Annotated in this window: 15 protein-coding genes and 1 other RNA gene; 13 read left to right on the forward strand and 3 right to left on the reverse strand. The window is 44.9% G+C overall.

Annotation, left to right across the window (positions count from 1 at the left end; all coding sequences use genetic code 11):
- The first annotated feature begins 24 nt into the window (after positions 1-24).
- The 5 genes from B3763_RS16615 (at position 25) to B3763_RS16635 (ending at position 4,813) form a co-directional block, all read left to right on the forward strand.
- Positions 25-1,323, forward strand: coding sequence for a cryptochrome/photolyase family protein (locus B3763_RS16615; RefSeq protein ID WP_286747982.1), 1,299 nt, complete (start codon positions 25-27; stop codon positions 1,321-1,323).
- Positions 1,324-1,340: 17 nt separating this feature from the next.
- A complete protein-coding gene (locus B3763_RS16620; protein WP_286747984.1) occupies positions 1,341-2,234 on the forward strand; it encodes a DUF2279 domain-containing protein in 894 nt (297 codons plus the stop codon).
- Positions 2,235-2,281: 47 nt separating this feature from the next.
- On the forward strand, positions 2,282-3,154 hold the full coding sequence (locus B3763_RS16625; protein WP_286747985.1) for a hypothetical protein: 873 nt from the start codon (positions 2,282-2,284) through the stop codon (positions 3,152-3,154).
- A gap of 28 nt (positions 3,155-3,182) precedes the next feature.
- An RNA gene (rnpB, locus tag B3763_RS16630) (RNase P RNA component class A) lies at positions 3,183-3,504 on the forward strand.
- A 154-nt stretch (positions 3,505-3,658) separates the two neighbouring features.
- Positions 3,659-4,813, forward strand: a complete 1,155-nt coding sequence (locus B3763_RS16635; protein WP_189630475.1) for a sigma-54-dependent transcriptional regulator — start codon at positions 3,659-3,661, stop codon at positions 4,811-4,813.
- A 1-nt stretch (position 4,814) separates the two neighbouring features.
- Here the strand turns inward: B3763_RS16635 and B3763_RS16640 are convergent, their stop codons facing one another.
- Together B3763_RS16640 and B3763_RS16645 are read right to left on the reverse strand one after the other, a co-directional pair.
- Complete coding sequence (locus B3763_RS16640; protein WP_189630474.1) at positions 4,815-4,955, reverse strand: hypothetical protein; 141 nt, start codon at positions 4,953-4,955, stop codon at positions 4,815-4,817.
- Between the two features lie 97 nt (positions 4,956-5,052).
- Complete coding sequence (locus tag B3763_RS16645; RefSeq protein WP_286747988.1) at positions 5,053-6,042, reverse strand: acyl transferase; 990 nt, start codon at positions 6,040-6,042, stop codon at positions 5,053-5,055.
- Between the two features lie 72 nt (positions 6,043-6,114).
- On the opposite strand from B3763_RS16645, the gene B3763_RS16650 reads away from it, so the two are divergent.
- Positions 6,115-6,876 (forward strand): hypothetical protein, encoded by a 762-nt coding sequence (locus B3763_RS16650; RefSeq protein WP_286747989.1) that lies wholly within the window; start codon positions 6,115-6,117, stop codon positions 6,874-6,876.
- Between the two features lie 25 nt (positions 6,877-6,901).
- Here the strand turns inward: B3763_RS16650 and B3763_RS16655 are convergent, their stop codons facing one another.
- The gene (locus B3763_RS16655) at positions 6,902-9,307 is read right to left on the reverse strand and encodes an alpha-ketoacid dehydrogenase subunit alpha/beta (RefSeq protein WP_229838656.1); all 2,406 of its coding nucleotides are present in this window, start codon (positions 9,305-9,307) and stop codon (positions 6,902-6,904) included.
- Positions 9,308-9,642: 335 nt separating this feature from the next.
- Between B3763_RS16655 and ald the strand changes: the two genes are divergently transcribed.
- The 7 genes from ald to B3763_RS16690 form a co-directional block, all read left to right on the forward strand.
- On the forward strand, positions 9,643-10,758 hold the full coding sequence (ald, locus tag B3763_RS16660) for an alanine dehydrogenase (protein ID WP_189630471.1): 1,116 nt from the start codon (positions 9,643-9,645) through the stop codon (positions 10,756-10,758).
- Between the two features lie 147 nt (positions 10,759-10,905).
- Entirely contained in the window at positions 10,906-11,718 is an 813-nt protein-coding gene (locus B3763_RS16665; RefSeq protein ID WP_286747992.1) for an SDR family NAD(P)-dependent oxidoreductase, read from the forward strand.
- A 92-nt stretch (positions 11,719-11,810) separates the two neighbouring features.
- A complete protein-coding gene (locus B3763_RS16670; protein WP_229838655.1) occupies positions 11,811-13,664 on the forward strand; it encodes a 7TM diverse intracellular signaling domain-containing protein in 1,854 nt (617 codons plus the stop codon).
- Positions 13,665-13,924: 260 nt separating this feature from the next.
- A complete protein-coding gene (locus B3763_RS16675; RefSeq protein WP_286747995.1) occupies positions 13,925-16,978 on the forward strand; it encodes a SusC/RagA family TonB-linked outer membrane protein in 3,054 nt (1,017 codons plus the stop codon).
- A 17-nt stretch (positions 16,979-16,995) separates the two neighbouring features.
- The gene (locus tag B3763_RS16680; RefSeq protein ID WP_286747997.1) at positions 16,996-18,537 is read left to right on the forward strand and encodes a RagB/SusD family nutrient uptake outer membrane protein; all 1,542 of its coding nucleotides are present in this window, start codon (positions 16,996-16,998) and stop codon (positions 18,535-18,537) included.
- The gene (locus tag B3763_RS16685; protein WP_286747999.1) at positions 18,527-20,329 is read left to right on the forward strand and encodes a LamG-like jellyroll fold domain-containing protein; all 1,803 of its coding nucleotides are present in this window, start codon (positions 18,527-18,529) and stop codon (positions 20,327-20,329) included. The genes B3763_RS16680 and B3763_RS16685 overlap by 11 nt, the downstream gene beginning before the upstream one ends.
- A gap of 77 nt (positions 20,330-20,406) precedes the next feature.
- A partial coding sequence (locus tag B3763_RS16690; RefSeq protein WP_286748001.1) for a glucoamylase family protein occupies positions 20,407-21,962 on the forward strand: 1,556 nt, incomplete at its 3' end.

The raw sequence follows: 21,962 nt of genomic DNA on the forward strand, positions 1-21,962 counted from the left end.
TAGGTTTATTGGAAACACTCTTTCATGGAAAAGATCAGTATTTTTTGGTTTCGGAGAGACCTTAGATTCATAGATAACACCGGCCTCTATTATGCTTTGAGCGAGAGAAATCCGGTACTCCCTATTTTCATTTTCGATAGAAATATATTAGATAAACTACCCAAAGCCGATGCAAGAGTTGAATTTATTCAACGCACTCTGGAACAGCTAGACAAAACCCTTAAGGATAAAAAAAGTGGGATAAAAACCTTTTACACCACTCCCATTGAAGCCTTCAAAGAACTTAGCAAAACATATACCCTCGAAGCAGTATACACCAACAGAGACTATGAGCCTTATGCCCTTGAGCGAGACAGGGAAATAGAGAACTTTCTTAAGGAACAGGGTGTGAGCTTCTTCACTTTCAAAGATCATGTGATTTACGAGAAAGAAGAAATTGTGTCCGGCTCAGGCAGTTTCTACAAGGTCTTTACCCCGTATAGTAAAAGCTGGAAAGAGAAATACAAAGCCAATCCGCCTGAAACCAAGCCCAGTGCGCTCTATTTCGACAATTGGGTACCCCTGAAAGAAGAAAAAGTACATTCCCTTGAGGCCATGGACTTCAGACACACGGACATAACCATTCCATCTAACACGGTAGACGAAGAGATAATAAAGCACTACAGCGAAAAAAGAGACATTCCCGCCCTGGACGCTACTTCCAGACTAGGTATTCATTTACGCTTTGGCACCATTAGCATCAGGCAACTGGCCGAAAAAGCTTTGAATCTGAACGAAACCTTTCTAAATGAATTGATTTGGAGAGATTTCTATGCCATGATTCTGGCCAACAACCCAAGAGTAATAGACCAAGCCTTTAAACCGGAATATGACAGGATACCCTGGAGACAAGACGAAGAAGGTTTTGAGAAGTGGTGCCAAGGAAAAACCGGCTACCCGATAGTAGATGCTGGCATGAGGCAACTTAACCAAACCGGATACATGCACAACCGGGTACGAATGATAGTGGCTAGTTTTTTAACCAAGCATTTGCTCATAGATTGGCGCTGGGGAGAAACCTACTTTGCTGAAAAACTGCTCGATTTCGATTTGGCCTCTAACAATGGAGGTTGGCAGTGGGCGGCAGGTACGGGCACTGACGCTCAACCCTACTTTAGAGTGTTCAACCCACAGTCTCAAACAGAAAAGTTCGACCCTCAACTAGAATACATTAAAAAGTGGGTTCCTGAGTATAGAACAGATGCATATCCAGCGCCCATTGTAGACCACAAACTAGCACGCCAACGCGCAATTGATACCTACAAACAAGCTTTGGCTAACTAGTTTGTGTATCTTTCGGCATGTACAAAAAGTTGCTTCTGATCTTTCTTTTGGGGCTTATGGGCAATCTTGTTCATGCCCAAACAGAACCCGTTAGTCCGGCAGAAGCAACACATCGCCTGCCTTTAAATAAAGTAAAACTCTATGGAGGCATTGGTTATGGCACAGGCCTTTTGGTGTTGAGCCAGGCCTGGTATGCCGAAAACGGCTTCGATCGCTTCAAGTTTTTTAACGACAATGCAGAGTGGCTTCAGGTAGATAAATTGGGGCATACCTATAGCACTTATCATTTTTCTCGGGTAAACTATGAGCTACTAAGCCGAACAGAATTAAACCACAACAAAGTCCTTATGTGGTCCTCGCTATTAAGTACAGCGCTCTTTTTGCCAATTGAAGTACTCGATGGGTTTTCACCGGACTACGGATTTTCTTATGGCGATATGTTGGCCAATGCAGCTGGTTCGGCCCTTTTTTTTATTCAACAAAAGAGCTGGAAAGAACAACGTATAAAACCAAAGTTTAGCTTTAGAAGCACGGCATACCCAGACATGCGGCCTCAAATTCTTGGCAAGTCCTTACCTGAACAGCTACTCAAAGACTACAATGGACAGAGCTACTGGTTTTCTTTCGATATTCACGCTTTTGCTAAAGAGTCCTACTGGCCCAAATGGCTCAACCTGGCCATAGGATACGGTGCCGAAGGAATGGTTTTTGCGCGCAATGTAGAAAATGCATCTGCCGGCTATAGCAATTCCCGACAGTATTTCCTTGGATTAGACTTTGACCTGAGCTACATACCAACCAACAACAGGTTCTTAAAAACCATTCTCTTTCTGGCAGACTTCATTAGGCTACCTGCCCCGGCTATACAACTACAGCAAGGAAAAATTACCGGCCACTGGCTATACCACTGATGCACTTAAAACCGGTAATTCACGTTTTATGAGACAAACACCATAATATGCGCACAAGGATCTTGTTTTTACCATTGATTATAGCCCTGTTATTCGCCTCTTGCCATAAGGACGATGTGGTGGTACTCAGCGAACCTAATATTCCCTTGCCGGAAGGTATTTCAGAAGCCCTCGCTTTTGAACTACTCGTTCATCAGGTAGAAAGCACCACTCTCAATGTGTTGCACTCCCTTAGCGAAAGAGACCGGGGCGCAGCCAACACACACATCAACTTTAATATTTTTTCCGACAGAGGAACATGTGGAGGTCAGTTTCTGGATACTTCCAACAATCAACTGTTGCTTAGTTTTGGCGAAGGATGTATTGATGGCACTGGTTATACTTTAAAAGGCTCTATTCTACTAGACTACGATCACCCGGCAGACACTCCGGGAAACACCATACGCATTACTCTTACTGATTTTGAACTCAATAATATTTCTCTAAATGGAGTGCTGGAACTAACCAACACCTCAGAAAACAATAGCGACACACAAAAAAGCTATAGGCTCGAATTCGATGATTTAACACTAACGCTGAGAGGCAAAAGCACCCCTTTTGAAGGAAGTCGCAACATTCAATATGAAAAAACCAATGGGCGCGATCATCTTGACACCAAGGCCAACTACCTGACCTCCAACTCATGGCATTTTACTCTTCCCTCAGGTACAACCTTTGAGCTCATTAACACAGGCCCTAACCTGAGTACCTTTAGCTGTTGGCTCCACAAAGTATACCTCCCGGCCAGAGGGAGTCTGCAGGTCGACAATGGAGAAACTACCTTGCAGATAGACCTGAACACTAATGCTTGTGACTTCTTGTTTTACTGGCAATCTGAAAATGGAATCCCAGTTCTTCACGATTTGCGCGAGAGCCTTTAAATCGCATCATTTATTGTATCTTTGCCGCGATATAGACCGTCTTATCGCTCTCCCGATTTATCGGGAGTGAGGAAAGTCCGGGCACCACAGGGAAGCATAGCGGCTAACGGCCGTCATCCGTCAACTGACGGAGAGGACAAGTGCAACAGAAAGTATGTACAGGTAATGCTGTAGTGAAATCAGGTAAACTCTATGCGGTGAAATGCCACGTATACTTGCGTTTGAGGGTTCCCGCCCAATGCAAGAGGGTAGGCAGATAGACTTCGGTAGTAATACCGCGGCCAGATAAATGATAAGATCATCCTCAAAAGAGGAGTAGACAGAACCCGGCTTACAGGTCTATATCTTTTTTTCCTTTCAGTGAATTTGGTGATTGGGCAACTGGTTAATTAGGAAATGATCACTTGATTATCTGCCAGATTTCAATTTTAGCACTATTTTCGCTTGAAGGAACGAGTTGGAACCAATTCACTAATTACCCATTTTCCTAATCCACTAAAAAGCATGGCAAAAATTCTGATCATCGATGACGAACAAAGTATTCGCAGCACTCTTAGGGAAATACTAGAGTATGAAAAATACTCAATAGAAGAAGCCAAAGATGGGCAAGAGGGGCTGGAAAAACTGATTGCCGATAAGTTCGATATTGCGCTATGCGATGTGAAAATGCCTAAAATGGATGGTATTGAGTTGCTGGAACGAGTGCAAATGGCTGGAATAGATACGCAATTCATTATGATCTCGGCCCACGGCACTATTGAAACCGCAGTAGACGCTACCAAAATGGGAGCTTTTGACTTTGTGCCCAAACCGCCAGACTTGAACCGTTTGCTACTTACGGTAAAAAATGCGCTTGACAAGTCTTCGTTAGTTACCGAAACAAAAACTCTCAAACGAAAACTCTCCAAGAAATATGAGATGGTGGGCGAATCCAAAGCCCTTGCTGAAGTAAAGGAAATGATGGACAAAGTTGGTCCTACCGATGCCAGGGTTCTGATTACCGGCCCTAATGGCAGCGGCAAGGAACTGGTAGCCAGAGGAATTCATGAGCGAAGCAATCGGGCCAGCACTCCCTTTGTGGAGGTTAACTGTGCGGCTATCCCTGCCGAACTCATTGAAAGCGAACTTTTTGGGCATGAAAAGGGCGCATTTACTTCGGCTCACAAACAGCGCATTGGCAAGTTTGAACAAGCCAATGAAGGCACTCTTTTCCTTGATGAAATTGGTGACATGAGCCTTTCTGCTCAAGCCAAGGTGTTAAGGGCACTACAAGAACATAAGATTACCCGGGTGGGTGGCGACAAAGATATCAATGTGAATGTGAGGGTATTGGCAGCCACTAACAAAGACCTAAGAAAAGAAATTGCGGAGAATCGTTTTCGTGAAGACCTATACCATAGACTCAGCGTCATTGTCATTCAGGTTCCCCCGCTAAAAGACCGTAAAGAAGACATTCCAATGTTGGTGGATAAATTTCTGGACGACATAGCCGATGAGTACGGAACCAAGAAAAAGAAAGTATCGGCCGATGGACTTAAGGCTCTTCAGGCCTATGATTGGTCGGGCAACATTCGGGAGTTACGTAATGTTACGGAACGACTCGTGATTATGTGCGGAGATGAAATTGGGGAAGAGGACGTAAAAAAGTATCTGATTTAGATCAGAACTGCCCTTCCTTTTTTTCCTTCTTTACCTCTTCAGTATCGGCCTTGGCATAGGCAGCGCAAATAGATTGGGCACAAGAGGTAATACCTAAAAAGGACACGGCAATCAACAAAAGAAAGATTTTCTTCTTATTCATGATGTAAATTTGAGCGTTAAAGATAAAAATTCAATCGTGTTTTTAATCTATTGAATGCATTTATCTTACCCTTCAACGGGTGGTTGGCCGGAAAATTTTAGACCACCATCAAATTACAACCCCGAAGATCCGAGTTATCCATCCTTCCTTTTACCTCAAAACGACCATCAGGAAGCACCCGACCAATGTCTTTGGTTTCTATAAATGAACAGGTATGTACATTGGCCAAATCCACAATATTGAAAGCCACAGTATGCTGAAAACTGGGATAAGATAGTGGATCATTTAATTCTCGCCCAACTACTTTGAGGGTTTCCGAAGGTCTAAAGAGCCCATTGCCGGTGGAGTAGCCCTGAGAGAAAAGCTCGGTCATGCCATACTCCGAGTGCACCTCTTTTACACCAAATGCACGTTTAATGTGGTCGTGTACCTCTTCCCGAACTAACTCCTCTCTTCTGCCCTTCATGCCGCCAGTTTCCATAACCAGCAACTCAGGAAAGTGCATTGAATATTGCTCCGCAAAATCGAGCAAGGCAAAAGTAACTCCCCAAAGAAGCACTTTTTTAGTTCCCTTTTTCAAAGTCTGGAGTTGATGAGCCAGTTGCTCTAAATTATTCAGGTAAAATCCTGACTGGGTGTCATCAGTACATTCTATAAATCTATTGACCATGGCCACCAAACCACTATTGCCCCTCTCCAGATAAGAAGGCAAAAGAGCAAGAATAACGTAGTCATTCAAAGGACCATAGATAGCCTCAAAGGCCTTTTTACAATTATCTAAATAGAGCTGATTATCGGCCACAAAGTGTCTGCTCGGCTGTGTTCCGGTGGTTCCGCTACTCTCAAAAACAGATGCAGCTTGCCATTGCCCTGTTTTTATTTCAAATGCTTTAAAAAAGCTAATGGGTAGAAAAGGCACCTCTTCCAGCCGGCTCACATGCTGTGGGCTGCGCTTCAAATGATCGCACCAGGCTCGATACACCTTGTTATACCGATACTGAAACCGATAAACATCTAGAGCAAGCGCATTAAATTCCTCTTCTGAAACGCTTTTTATCCGATCGATTAAACTATTGATTTCGGCCATACGTTATAGAGCTGGTGTTTTCCGTTCACTTAGGGCAAATATTGCTATAATTGTACTTATATAAAGTAATCCATGAGAATAAAGCTATCGTCTTCTCAAGTTTTGGTATTAGTGTTTGCTCTGGCATTGGGTGTTGCCTGCAACCGCCCACCAGACCTACCCATTGAACCAGAAGTAAGCTTTTCTAACATTGAATTTGAAGTTAGAAATGCAGGCGACCCGCTGTTCGAGGAGAACATTCTCCGTTTATCCATAAATGTGAAAGATGGAGATGGCGACCTTGGGCTAGATGGTGACGAAGACTTTGGCCCCTATGCTCCCTACCACCTGGTATTGGAAAACAACCAGCCGGTGGAATTTGGACAGCGGCCCAACGACCCTCCGTTTACTTGCCTGGACTACATAATTGAAGACCGGGAGAACCAAGACATCAATGGAGACAATGATTTGCTAGACACCCTTCTCATTGACTTCAACAGAAACCAATACAATATAGAGGTTGACTTCTTTGTGAAACGCAATGGCACCTTTCAGGAGGTAGACCTGAGGGCTCAACCCAGGGGAAGTGCCAACGAAAGCACACTTTGTGGCATTAGCTTCGATGGACGATTCCCTTGTCTTTCTTCCGAAGAAAATCCCTGTGCCGTGGTGAGAAATAACAAACGACCTATTGAAGGTGTAATTACCTACGATATGAAGTCTGGTATATTCCTACCTATTTTCCGAACCGACACACTGAAATTGCAATTCATTATTCGCGACAGAGCCCTGCACACCAGTAATGTGGGAGAAACCCCTGAATTTACACTTCAGAGTATTCGGGTAGAAAGGTAATTTTCCTTACTCCTTATCTGAATCATTAATAAATAGGTGGAAATCGGTCAGGCTCCGCTTCACTCATCAATTCGTAGATTTTGTCGAACACCGTTTCAACATTGGGCTTAGACCAATAATCTCCGTCAGAAGCATAGGCAGGCCTGTGTTCTGCAGCGGTAATAGTAACCGGCTGAGAATCCAAATGGTAATATCCCCCTTGTTCTTCCAGCACCTTTTGCATCATAAACGCAGAAGCACCACCCGGCACATCTTCATCGGCAAACACCACTCTATTGGTCTTCTTCAACGACTCTACTATGGTGTGGTGAACATCGAAAGGTAAAAGCGACTGAACATCTACAATCTCTACGGAGATGCCATACTCGGCCAGCTCCTCAGCTGCCTGCATAACAATGCGGCACATAGAACCATAGGTAACTACCGTCACATCGGCTCCCTCTCTTATGACTTCAGGTACTCCAACAGGTACTGTAAATTCACCGATATTGTCTGGAATACGCTCTTTAAGACGATAACCGTTCAGGCATTCTATAATAAGCGCGGGATCGTCAGACTGCAGCATGGTGTTGTAAAAACCGGCCGCTTGTGTCATGTCTCTCGGCACCAACACATTAATTCCACGCAAAGAGTTCAATATCATACCAATGGGCGAACCTGAGTGCCAAACCCCTTCTAATCTATGGCCTCGAGTTCTAATTATGAGTGGAGCTTTCTGTCCCCCTACGGTTCGGTACTGTAGAGTGGCCAAATCGTCACTCAGAGTTTGTATGGCATACAGTAAATAGTCCAGGTATTGTATTTCCGTAATAGGACGCAAGCCACGCAAAGCGGCACCAATTCCCTGGCCAATAATGGTTGTTTCACGAATACCGGTATCTGTAACTCGTAGCTCACCATATTTCTCCTGCAAACCGGCAAAAGCCTGGTTCACATCGCCAATTTTACCCACATCTTCTCCAATAGCAAACACTCGGGGGTCGCGACTCAAAGCAGCATCAAAACAGGCCTGGAGCACCTCTCTGCCATCAACTAAAGGAGAGTTCTCAGAAAACACCGGCTTTACTTCCGGCACTTTCAACGAAGCTTCTTCCGATTCGCTCATTACATGGGAGCTAAACCGTTTAAAGTTCTCTTCATCGGCCTTTTTCAACCAAGCAACCAGAGAAGCTCTGGCCGAGGTTTGTTCGTTGCGGGTAATACGCAACACTTTTTTCACGGCCTTGTATGTATCTAGGCGAATGGGGTTCAGCGTCTTCTTTAATTCAGAAATGATCTGTATGATTTGTCCTCCGTGCTCACTCTCTTCAGCCAGGGCTTCAAGAATAACCACAGCGGTCTCCTGATCTTTCTTAATATCATTTATAAAGGCGTTCCAGGCATTAACCCTGGCTGTCTTAGCCGATTCTTTAGCGTCTTTCTCCAACTCATCGAGTTGTTCTTCAGAAGCTAGTTCATTGGATAATATCCACTCCCGGAACTTCACAAGGCAGTCATGTTCTTTCTCCCACTCCAGACGCTCCTTCGACTTGTAGCGTTCGTGAGAACCGGAGGTTGAATGCCCTTGCGGTTGGGTAACCTGATCTACATGAACCAATACCGGCACATGTTCATTGCGGGCAATTTGTTCTGCCTTTTGGAAAGCGGCTATCAGGGCTTCATAGTCCCAGCCATGCACCTTAATGATTTCATAGCCCTGGCCATCCTTATTACGTTGCAAACCTGCCAGAAACTCTGAAATGCTTCCTTTAGTAGTATGATATTCCTTAGGCACCGAAATACCATAATCATCGTCCCAAACGGCCATAACCATTGGCACCTGAAGTACTCCGGCAGCATTTATGGCTTCAAAGAAGTGACCTTCTGAAGTGGAGGCATTGCCAATGGTTCCAAAGGCAATCTCGTTTCCGTTGATCGAAAAATCAGAAAGGTCTTTGAGCTCGTCAATGTGGCGGTATAGTTTGCTGGCATAGGCCAAGCCAACCAATCGGGGCATCTGGCCGGCAGTAGGAGAAATGTCGGCACTGGAGTTTTTCATGGAAGTTTGCGCCTTCCACTTTCCCGATTCATCGAGCAAGCGATTGGCAAAATGCCCATTCATTAATCGGCCGCCTGAAGCGGGATCGGCCTCAATGGAGGTATGAGCATAGAGCTGAGCAAAGTATTGCTGCACCGTGAGTGCTCCAATGGCAAACATGAAAGTCTGATCTCTGTAGTAACCGGAACGAAAATCACCATTTCTGAAAACCTTGGCCATAGCTATTTGAGGAAGCTCTTTACCGTCTCCGAAGATGCCAAACTTGGCTTTCCCCATAAACACTTCCTTTCTACCTATTATACTTGCCTCGCGACTCTCAACGGCCAATCGATAATCGGCCAATACTTCCTCCACATTGATCTTCTTTTTGCTCACAGCCTTTGATACTCCCACACGAATTAATTTAATGGTTAATAGACATTTCTACGTCTAACAAATGTAATACAGTTCCAAGACAAATCAAATTTGGTAAACCCTTATTTTTTTTGAGTTTGAACAAATATTATATCGAATTAATAGCCATAACTTATGTTTTAGTCTGCCATATTATTTATATCAAAATTTCATTCCTCTGAAAAGTAATTACAAGAAAGATAATTTCCTGATTTCCACATTTGGAAATATATACTTCTGATTATCAATGAAAACAGGGTTTTTAGGCCGTTTTGCAAACGTTTGTTGGTTCCGCTTGCTATATTTGCCACTCAAAAATTTAAACAGTTCAAAACATGATCATTGGCGTTCCAATAGAAATCAAAAATAACGAGAACCGGGTGTCTCTAACACCAGGTGGAGCACTGGAGCTCATTAAGCGTGGTCACGAAGTATACGTGCAAACCAATGCGGGTCTAAACAGTGGATTCCCAGATGAAGCCTACGAAGAAGTTGGCGCTAAAATTTTACCATCCATTGAGGCTGTCTATGAGAAGGCCGAAATGATCATGAAAGTAAAAGAGCCAATTGAACCTGAGTACAAACTCATCAAGAAAGATCAATTGGTATTTACCTATTTCCACTTTGCCTCTTATGAACCACTTACTCATGCAATGGTAGAAAGTGGAGCTGTTTGTCTGGCCTATGAAACGGTTGAAAAAGCAGATGGTAGCCTCCCTCTTCTTATTCCAATGTCGGAAGTAGCCGGCCGAATGGCAACTCAGCAGGGAGCCAAATACCTTGAAAAACCAATCATGGGTAAAGGAGTTCTTCTGGGCGGTGTTCCTGGTGTATCTCCCGGTAAGGTATTGGTTCTAGGTGGTGGAGTTGTTGGTACTCAAGCCGCTAAAATGGCCGCTGGCCTTGGGGCTCAGGTAACTATTATGGATGTGAACCTGGACCGCATGCGGTACCTCAACGATGTAATGCCTCCAAACGTAGTAACTCGCTACTCTAATGAGGTTAACATCAGAGAGTTAATCCCTCACATGGACCTGATTATTGGTGCGGTACTGATTCCCGGAGCCAAAGCACCTAAGTTAATTACTCGCGATATGCTTAAGGAAATGCAACCGGGTACTGTATTGGTTGATGTAGCAGTAGATCAGGGCGGATGTATTGAAACATGTACACCAACCACTCATGAAAACCCAACGTTCATCATCGATGACATTGTACACTACTGCGTAGCCAACATGCCTGGGGCAGTGCCTTACACCTCAACTATAGCCCTAACCAACGCTACTCTTCCTTATGCCATTCAATTGGCTAATAAAGGATGGAAAAAGGCTTGTCAGGATAATAAAGAACTGGAAAAAGGCCTGAACGTTATTGGAGGTGAAGTAGTTTACAAGGCCGTTGCCGAAGCGTTTGATCTTCCATACGTGCCAGTAGAAAAATACCTGGCCTAAGCCAGACAGAAAATAGTTTCGAAAGAGGGTTTCTAAAAAACACCGCAAAACTGGTTTTTCAACTCTTTATAGCTCGACCCGGGCTATAGCCGACACGAAAAACAAAAAGAAACGGTACTTTTAAGAAACCCTCTTTATTTTTGTTCGATGAAAAAGACGGCATTAATTACCGGAGCCGCTGGAGGTATTGGATTTGAGTTTGCCAGAACTGCTGCCGCTCAAGGTTACAATTTGCTTTTAGTAGATATAAATGAACCCCACCTTATACAGACCAAAGAAACGCTACTAAGCTCTTTCTCTGTTCAGATTGAAGTATTTACCCAAGACCTTTCTACCGAAGACGCTGCCTCCAATATCTTCGGTTTTGCACAGTTTCAGGAGATTGAAGTAGAGCTGCTATTCAACAATGCCGGCTTTGGTAACTTTGGATATTTTGCCCAAAGCAGTTGGGAAAAAGATCGGGCCATGCTTCAGGTACATATGGTTACTGCCACAGATCTGATTAAGCGATTTTTACCGGGCATGATTCGAAGAGGCAAAGGCTACATTCTCAACAATGCCTCGGTAGCGGCATTTGTACCCGGGCCGCTCATGTCTACTTATCACGCTTCTAAAGCCTATTTACTCAACTTTTCGCAAGCATTGGCCAATGAGGTTCGCTCGCATGGCATACATGTGAGTGTACTTTGCCCCGGCATGACCCGTACCAATTTTGCCAAAGCCAATGGCAACGAAAACCCTAATATAAAATTCAATATTGCCGATGCACACACCGTTGCCACCTTCGGATTCCAGGGGCTCATGCACGGTAAAGTAGTATTGGTCCCTGGCATTTGGAATAAGTTGAGCGCTTTCTTGCCACGCCTGCTTTCACGAGGAAGAGTAACAAAAATGGTAGGGAATATTCAGCGTAAAAATCATGCAAAGCGGCAAGACGGCAAGGCCCGTGTAGCCATATAAATAGCCATTCGGCCTTTTCACAGACATTCTGTTCCAAAAAACAGGATGCTTTCAAAATTTGTATTTTGCAAAGCACAGCCTAACTCAGGTCTATGGCATTGATTAAAAGTGGTTTTCTTGGCATGTTCGTAATGCTCCTCTTTCAGGGCAATGAAAGAGAACGCATCTTTATAGACAACTCCAGCGAACAGGTGTTGCTCGCCTTCAATGACCTCCCCATTTTGGTAGACAGCACCGGCACAATGACATTTCAGGAGGTAGTCAACTCACAAAAACAATTCATTATTAATCCGGGCTATAAACCCAAGGATTATTGTGTAGACTGCACCTATTGGGTAAAAGTACCTCTGCTCATTGCCAACAGCCTGGACAAACAGTGGATGCTGGAGTTCTACGACCAAACCATAGACCATATCTGGGCCTACTTCCCTACGGCAGACGGTAGCTACGAGCAAGACCACGTTGGAGATGCCATAGCCTTCAACCAAAAACCTTTTGAGCACAAAAACTTTCAGTGGATCATAGACACGAGCATAAAAGGCCAGCAAAATCTCTACTTCAAAATACAATCGCACACCTATGCCGATGTGCGCATCAACATTCGTACGGTCAATGCGTTTGTGCGCTATTCGCTCAATGAGTACTTTCTTTATGGTATTTTCTATGGTATGATCTTCATCATATCCATTTACAACATGCTCATATACTTTGCCATCCGCGAGCAGAAGTACCTCTTCTACACTTTTTACATTCTTAGTGTAGGCGTATATGCCATGTGTGTCGATGGTATTGCTTATCAGTTCTTATGGCCTCAATGGCCCGAATGGAATCAGATTGCCTATGGTACAGCACTGTTTTCATTGATTTTCTGGTCGTTGCTCTTTTCCAAGCGCTTTTTAAGCACCAACATAAAGGCCCCTATAATCGATAGAGCACTCACCTGGGCACTGGTATTGCGCACGGCACTGTTTATATACGTATTGCTTTTCGATCATAGCCTGTTCGAATACCGCAACATAGAAATCATTCCCCTTTCGCTTATATTCTACTCGAGTATTCACGTATGGAAAAAAGGTTACAAGCCGGCCCGTTTCTTCGTTGTGGCCTATGGCGTGCTCTTTTTGGGATTTTTGGCCAAGGCCTTACTCTATTTGTCGGTTATTCCGTTTACCACCATCACCTACTACAGTTTGCATATTTGTTTCTTGCTAGAGATGATCTTTCTCACCTTTGCACTTAGCGACAGAGTGCGAATTCTGAAATCAAACCGCGATAAAGCCTTCAAACGCATAATTAATCAGCAAAAGGAAAATGCCGAACTCAAAGACCGGGTAAACAAAGAACTGGAAGAAAAAATCAAAGAAAGAACGCGGCAGCTCGAAGAAAAAAACCTGCTTCTGGCCAACACCAACCAAAAGCTCATTGAGCAAACCAAGGAGATCAACGCCATCAATTCCAAACTCGATCTGGACAACTGGAAGCTCAAAAACAACATCAAAGAGATTCTGCAAGACAGGCTCATCAACAAGAACCTAAACCTGGAGCAATTCCAGAAAATTTTCCCGAACGAGCTCACCTGTTATCGTTTTTTAGAAAAACTAAAATGGGGCAATGGCTATCACTGTTCCAAATGCGGCAATACCAAATACTTTGAAGGTAAGACCAAGTTTATGAGACGCTGCTCCAAGTGCGGCTACAACGAGTCGGTAACCAGCAACACCATATTCCATAGAATAAAATTCCCCATTGAAAAGGCTTTCTTCATTCTGTACATTACCAACAACCGGCAGAAGGAGTATACGCTCGATCAGCTTTCGGAAATGTTGGAGTTGAGAAGGAACACCATTTGGAACTTCAAGAAGAAGATTGAAAAGGTATATGATGGCGACTCTAAAAACTCCTCAACCGTGCTCATCCACAATCTCTTTAGCTCGCATCTCAACTAGTCGTTTCTGGTTGACATTCTCACTTTGTTTTTTAAGCGCAACATGCAAACGTTTTCCCCTTGAAAATGCTTTAAAAGCTAATTTTTTAATGTGACTAACGCGCAAAAAAACAATCGTTTTACCCCTTATTTAAAGGCCAAAAATCAACTTTTCACACCATAGAACTTGCGCATTTTCTAAGAAAGTAATTACAATTACTCTACGTATATCAATCGATTTACTGAAACGACATTACCTATTTGAAACAAAATGATTAAGGCATGAAAAAAACTCTACGCTCGTACTTAAAAGTACTCCCGGTACTGCTGATGTGCGCGCTGGCACAGCCAGCCTGGGCACAATCGGTGGTAGTAACGGGAACCGTCATATCTTCGGAAGACGGACAGCCGTTGCCTACAGTAACGGTACGCGAAAAGAACACCAACAATGGTATGACAACCGATATGAATGGTCGGTATCGGTTAACGGTCTCTGGCAAAGACGCAGTATTGGTCTTTAGCTTTGTTGGCTTTGTAACACAAGAGGTGGTAGTGGGTAATCAAACCACCATCAACATTACACTTAACCCCAATATTAGCGAATTGGGCGAGGTGGTAGTTATTGGTTATGGTAGTCAGGAACAAAAAGACCTTACCTCCTCCATTTCAACCGTAAAAACCGATGAAATAAATAAAACACCTACTGCCCAGGCTATGCAGGCCCTTCAGGGTAAAGTGCCCGGCTTGCAAATAGTAAGTAGTGGTGCTCCCGGAGCAGCCCCAACCGTTAGGGTGAGAGGAATTGGCTCGCTTGAAGGCAATGCAGCGCCTCTTTATGTGGTAGATGGAATGTTCTTCGAAAGCATAGACTTCCTTAACCCAGCGGATATTGAAACCATTTCAGTTCTAAAAGATGCTTCGGCTTCGGCAATTTATGGGGTAAGAGCTTCCAATGGAGTTATACTTATCGAAACAAAGTCGGGTAGCTATAATAAGCAGGCCGAGGTGGTGTACGATGGATACTACGGTGTGCAAGTTGCCCAAAATGTACTTAAGCTGGCCAATGCCCAACAATTTACGGAGTATGCTCTGGCCACTGGATCCAGTGCCGATGCAGCCTTTATAGACAACGCCTTCCAGCGCTTTGGTCGCAGCCGCATTAACCCCAACGTACCCAATGTAAATACCGATTGGTACGGCCAGGTTTTGGAAACTGCTGCCCCCATTCAAAACCACTCCTTAACAGTAAGCGGAGGTAGTGACAACACACGTTACTCACTGGGAGTCAACTACTTTCAGCAAGACGGCCTACTCAAAAGTACCCGCAATGAATATGAACGCTTAAACCTACGGTCTAAAATAGACTTCGATGTAAACGAAAACCTGAGAGTAGGTGGAAACATTAACATAAGCAACGGAACTCAATATGTGGCCGAAAACTCGGTTTGGTTTAAGACTTACTTTGCTGTACCCATATTGCCTGTATATGACGACCTGAACACTGCCGCAACTCCGGTTAGGCTTTCCAATGCCCAAACCCTTGGTTATAGAGGTTCTCAAAACCCAATGTACGACCTCCTCTACAATGACAACCGTAATAAAATCGGTAAATTTCTGGCCAACTTCTATGCAGAGGCAGACCTTATTCCAGATCGCCTGACTTTCCGAACCGCTTATAACTACAGCTATTCGAACATCAACTCTAGAAATGTCAATTTTGAGTATAGCGATGGAGTTACTGATTTTCAGTCTTCTATAAGAAGAAGCCACGCTACATCATTCAACCAAATTTGGGACAATTACCTTACTTACAAGCAAAACATTGGCCTGCACAACATTACTGCAGTGGCCGGTTATTCTTTCAGAAGCGAAAGTACAGAAGGGCTCTTTGCCAGAGGTACGGAGTTAGACCCTTCACCAAGCCGTATTCAGGAAGAACTGTGGTACATTTCTCTGGCCGATGTTATTGATCAGGGTGGAGTTGGCGACTTTGGTGCTAAAACCTACGGTTCATCTTATTTTACCCGTTTGGCCTATAACTATGACGACCGATATCTTCTTTACGGAACTTACCGAAGAGATGGCACCAACATTTTCCAACAAAAGTGGGGTAACTTCTTCACCATTGGTGCCGGATGGGTACTTTCAGAGGAGAACTTCTTTAACCTTTCCGGTGTAGACTTCCTTAAAATAAGAGGTGGCTGGGGACAACTTGGCAACGCAGGCGTTACACCATCTGTAGGTGCCCCAACAGTAGAACAGAGATTCCTGGCTATAGATGGAGTAAGAGTTCCGGGTAATGTGGTTATTCCTACCTATGACTATGTGGATCGTTGGGAAACAACCGAAGAACTTAATATAGGTGTAAGCTCAAGAATGTTCAACGAAAGACTATCAGTTGAAGCTGACTATTTTCAGAGAGACACTAAAGATGCAGCCGTAACCATCATTCTCCCACTTATTAGAGAAAATGTAAGAAGAAGTGCGGCCGGAATAAGAAACTCCGGTATTGAAGTGGCCATGAACTGGTCCGATGAGCTCGCCAACGGAATCAGCTACCGTGTTGGCGGAAACTTTGCCACACTAAACAACGAAGTGCTCACACTTGGCGGCCCTCAATACCTCGATGGTGGTCAGGCCGAATTCCGTCAGCGTTCCATTGTAGGGCAGCCTCTACAGGCATTCTTTGGATATGAAACCGATGGTATTTTCCAAAACCAGAACGAAATCAACAACAGTGGATATACCGCTGAGTTCATTAACGATTCGGGCATTGAGCCCGGAGATTTCCGATACAAAGATCAGAACGGTGACGGTGTGATAGACGATCAGGATCGTGTGGTATTGGGCTCTTTCTTACCCACGCTAACCTATGGATTCAACCTGGCGGTTAGTTATAAGAACTTCGATTTTTCGGCCGATTTCCAGGGACAATCAGGACACAGCATTCTCAACCGTAAAAGAGGTGAAATCATTTTCACTACCGATACTAACATTGATGCAGAACTGGCCACCAACCTTTGGACAGGCGAGGGCACTTCAAACAAGTACCCTTCGGCCGCAGGTTTAAGAAAAGGCTGGAACCAGAGCATGAGCGATTATTTCGTGGAAGACGGTTCATACTTCAGAATTCAGAACGTGCGCCTGGCCTACAACATTCGTAACAAAACCGTATTAGGCACGGATATCCCTGACGCCCGCATAACCTTTACGGCAGAGCGTCCATTAACTGTCTTTAACTACAATGGATTTAACCCGGAAGTAGCCAACGGAATAGACAGACAGACTTACCCAATTCCTGCGGTATACACCCTTGGTTTGAACATTAAGTTTTAAAACGAAAGAAACAGACAATGAAAGCATTAAATATAGTTAAGAAGCTCACAGCACTAAGCCTGGCCATGGTACTGGCAACCGGCTGTGACGACAAGCTCAACGATCCGCTGGAACAACGTGTGTTAGTAGAAGACACAGACTACACCAAAACGGAAAACATGGCTCAGCTTATTACAGGAGCCTACGAATTGCTCTACGCTCTGCAATGGGAAACCTTCCCTCTGCTATCCGTAAGGGGCGATGATGTAAACGCAGCCGGAGACCAGTTTCCACTCACAGAAACCGACTTTTTCCGCTACGACAGATCTTTCTGGATGTACAACTCCACATGGCTCAACTTCTATGACGACATCATTAAGTTTCATGCCGCAATGGAAGAAATTGAGAAGTACAAGGAGTTTGCCGCCAACCCTGCCACGGCCGACCAGTACATTGCAGAGATTCGCGTAATGCGGGCCTTTGAACTCTTTCAGCTAGCCAGGCTCTGGGGCAATATATTGCTCCCTACCAGCTCGCAAACCGATGGACTCTATACGACCCCGGTTTCTAGCTTCGAAGAGGTAATGACCCACATTTCTGAAGAAATGGATGCCGCTATCCCCCTCCTTCCGAATGTTCGCCCTAACCAGCGCACTGATATTAAGGGTGGAATTACCCGATACACTGCTCTGGCTGTAAAAGCCATGGCCAATCTGGAGCTTAAAAACTACCAGGCCGTTGCCGATGCCACCGGAGCCATCATTAGCTCCAATGCCTTTGAGCTATACCCTGATTTTTATGAGCTATTCAAAATTCCGGGGAAACTAAGCAACGAAAGCCTCCTGGAGTTCCAGTACTCAGACTTTGGTCAGAGCTCTGGCGAAGCCGAATACTACCTTCATGCCTTCTTTGGGCCAAACAACTGGACCCCTGCAGTAGCCGGTTCCAGCGGTGGATGGGGTTTTTGGGAGCCTACCATGAAGTACATCAAGTTTATGCTGGACCGAAACGAGACTGTACGACTGGAAACAAGTGTTCTATTTACCAGAGAAGGTATTCAGCGCATTCAGGAAGACCCCAATTATGCCAACCTGCCGGCCTTCGTTTCCAATACCACCAGAGATGGCGATGTAATAGGCCGAACAGACAACCAGCCTAACCCGCGTGCCATTTTCTCCAGCGGAAAGCACTACCTGCCCTCAAATCAGTTAACTCCGGGCAGAACCAGATATGGTGAAAACAAGAACTTCCTGGTTATACGCTATGCAGAAATTCTGCTCATGCATGCCGAAGCACTGGTGAATGGAGCCACAAGCACTGTTATGTCGGCCGATGATGCCGTGAACGAAGTACGCAACAGAGCCGGGCTGCCCGATATTAGCGGAGTAACTCTCAATGAAGTACTCAACGAAAAATTCGCTGAGTTTGGGATGGAATGGGGTATTCGCTTCTACGATTTGGCGCGCTACGAGCGCACCTCAGAGCTGACTCACGATGGAAGAACCTATACGCCTGCTGCGCGATTCATTCCTTATCCATTGGCTCAATTGGATCTGTTAACCCAACTCAATGGCAACTAAGAAAACACAAAGCATTATGAAACTATTTAAATCAATCGTAACAAGCTTCGCCCTGCTACTCGTATTGGTGGGTTGCGACAACAGCTTTATAGACGAAATAGAGGCGGTTGACCCCGGTGCAGACGAGTCGGCACCGGCCGTCACCATCTCCTACCCTACTGAGGGCACCCAAATTCAGGTCTACGAATCGGTAACCTCCATAAACATTCAATTTGAGGTGACTGACGACATCGAAGTAGACAACATCTCAGTGAGGTTGAACGACAACGAAATTGTTAGCTACAGCGATTTTAAAGACTACAGACGTTTTGTAGGCGAATACCTCTACGAAGAATTGGTAGACGGTGATCATACACTCTCTATAGTAGCCACCGACATTGACGGTAAAACCACTACCAGAAGCGTGAATTTCTCCAAAGTACCACCTTATCAGGCCAAATATGATGGAGAAATATTCTACATGCCTTTTGATGGTGACAACATAGAGCTGGTAAGCGTAACCTACCCTACGGAAGTAGGCAACATGGGCTTTGCCGGACAGGGAAAAGTTGGCGGTAATGCTCTTGCAGGTGCCAGCGGGTCGTACCTTACTTTCCCAACCAATGGCCTGTTGGAAGATGAGTTCAGTGCTGTTTTCTGGATGAAGGTAAATGCAACTCCTGACAGAGCCGGTGTATTGGTTATTGGGCCACCCGATGAAGCCAACCCTACCAACCCGAACAACAGAAAGGCCGGTTTCCGTTTCTTCAGAGAAAATGCAGGAGGCAAACAACGCTTTAAACTCAATGTGGGTACCGGTGCCTCCGATAGCTGGTTCGATGGAGGCGCTGCGGCCGATGTAGACCCCACCAAAGACGAATGGGTGCACATGGCCTTTACCATTTCTCAGTCAGAGGCCACCGTATACATAAACGGTCAGGTAGTGAAAACAGGAGCGTTTGCAGGAGTAGACTGGACCAACTGCGACATTATATCCATTATGTCAGGAGCTCCAAGGTTCACCGCGTGGAACCACCTTTCAGATCAAAGCTTTATGGATGAGCTCCGTTTATTCAACAAGGCACTCTCGCAAACCGAAATTCAGAACATTATTAGAGACGAAGGAGGCAATGTGCCTTATCAGGGTGAATTCGGTGAAATTTTCTATATGCCATTCGATGGCAACTATACAGAGGCAGCATCTGGCAGTAACGCTACTGCAGTGGGATCTCCTTCTTTTGCCGGATCGGGTTTGAGAGGAACCAATGCCTACAAAGGAGCGGCCGACTCTTACCTGACATTCCCTTCGGAGGCACTTGAAAACGATGAGTTTAGCGCTTCTTTCTGGTATAAGGTAAATGGCGATCCGGACAGAGCCGGTATTTTGGTAATAGGACCTCCGGACGATGCCAACCCCACAGCGCAGAACAAGCGCACCAGCGGCTTTAGATTCTTTAGAGAAAATGCCGGTGGAGAACAGCGTTTTAAACTCAATGTAGGTACCGGTGCCTCCGACAGCTGGTTCGATGGAGGCGATGCAGCCGATGTTCCCCTTACCAATACAGACTGGATTCACATGGCCTTTACCATATCGCAAACAGAAGCTAAGGTCTATATTAATGGTCAGCTGGTAAGCGAAGGCACTTTCGATGGCATAGACTGGACCGATTGCGATATTATGTCCATTATGTCGGGGGCTCCGCGCTTTACCGGATGGGGACACAATGCCGACCATAGTGTGATGGACGAGTTGCGCATTTTCGACCGTGTAATTACACAAACAGAAATACAGACAATCATTAATGCTCGCTAAGTAGCAATCGAATAATTACTATGAATTGGGGAATTCAGCCTGGCTGAAATCCCCAATTTCATCTAAACCAGTTAATAATGAAGCTCCACTACCTTCTGTCTTTAGTGTTTTTAAGCATGCTAGCCTGTAGCAAAGATGAGCCTGGCGCAGAACCCCTTGTGCTCAAAAATGCCTTTGCCGGTGACCTTGAACTGAGCACTGGTAGTGTTACAGAAGGAGTTCCTGTAGACCGAACTATATCTTTGGTATTTTCTGCTGCCCTCGATGAGTCTACTACTCAATCAGGAATACTATTGAGTGAAAACGACAACGAAGTTTCAAAAACCATCTCCCTTTCATCCCAAGGCAAATCAGCCCTACTACTCGTTAACGGTACACTTAAAGACAACACCCTATACACCATATCCATCAACCAAAACCTAAAAAGCACCGCGGGAGCAAGCACAACTCCCACCACTATTCAATTCAAAACACTGGCAGGAGCCCTCAGCCTAATCTCCATTGAAATAGATGGAGAAACGGTAGGCAACAACCCCAGAGTACAAGACATTGGTGTGCAACCCACTATTACCTTCAATTTTAGCACCGGGGTAAGCCTTCAAAGTTTTCAGAAAGCATTTAGGCTAACAGGACGCTCCGTGAGCATAAGCAGTTCTGATGAAAACAGAGTGGTTTCCGTTACCCCAACCACAGCCCTAGACTACATTAAAAAATATAAAATCACCCTCTCAGAAGAATTAAAGAGCAGCGAAGGCAGAGACTTTGAAGGGTACTCCCTGGAGTTCTACACACAATTAAACCCGGCCAATAAATTTCCGCAAATCTCTGAAAGCGAATTACTCACCAAGGTTCAGGAGCAAACCTTTAAATACTTCTGGGATTTTGCTCATCCTACCAGCGGATTAGCCAGAGAGCGCAACAGCAGTGGCAATACTGTAACCATTGGAGGTTCGGGCTTTGGTGTTATGGCCATACTGGTAGGCATAGAACGCGGTTTTATTAGCCGGCAACAAGGAATAGACAGGCTCCAGACCATTGTGAACTTCTTAAAAAATGCCGATCGTTTTCATGGGGTATGGCCTCACTGGATGAACGGTAATACCGGTAAGACCATTCCTTTTAGTGCTACAGACGATGGAGGCGACCTTGTAGAAACGGCTTTTATGATTCAGGGGCTCCTCACCGTTAGAGAATATCTCAACGCCTCCAATACTCAGGAAAAAGCCATTATAGATACCATTACAGAACTTTGGGAAGAGGTAGAATGGGATTGGTACACCAGAGGCGGCCAGAACGTATTGTACTGGCATTGGTCGCCCAATGTAGGCTGGGAAAAGAACCTGAAAATTCAGGGCTGGAACGAATCGCTAATAGTCTATGTACTGGCCGCCTCTTCTCCCACCCACCCTATTTCAGCCAATGTATACCATGAGGGTTGGGCCAGAAATGGCAATATGGCTAATGGTGAAGAATACTTTGGCACCACCTTGCCACTAGGCTACTCCTATGGAGGCCCACTATTCTTTAGCCACTACTCTTTCCTTGGCTTGGATCCGCGGCAGCTCGAAGATCAATACGCCAACTATTGGGATCAAAACGTAGCCCACAGCAAGATAAATTATGCATACGCTGT

It is taken from the genome of Roseivirga sp. UBA1976 (assembly GCF_002336325.1).
Lineage (GTDB): Bacteria > Bacteroidota > Bacteroidia > Cytophagales > Cyclobacteriaceae > Roseivirga > Roseivirga thermotolerans.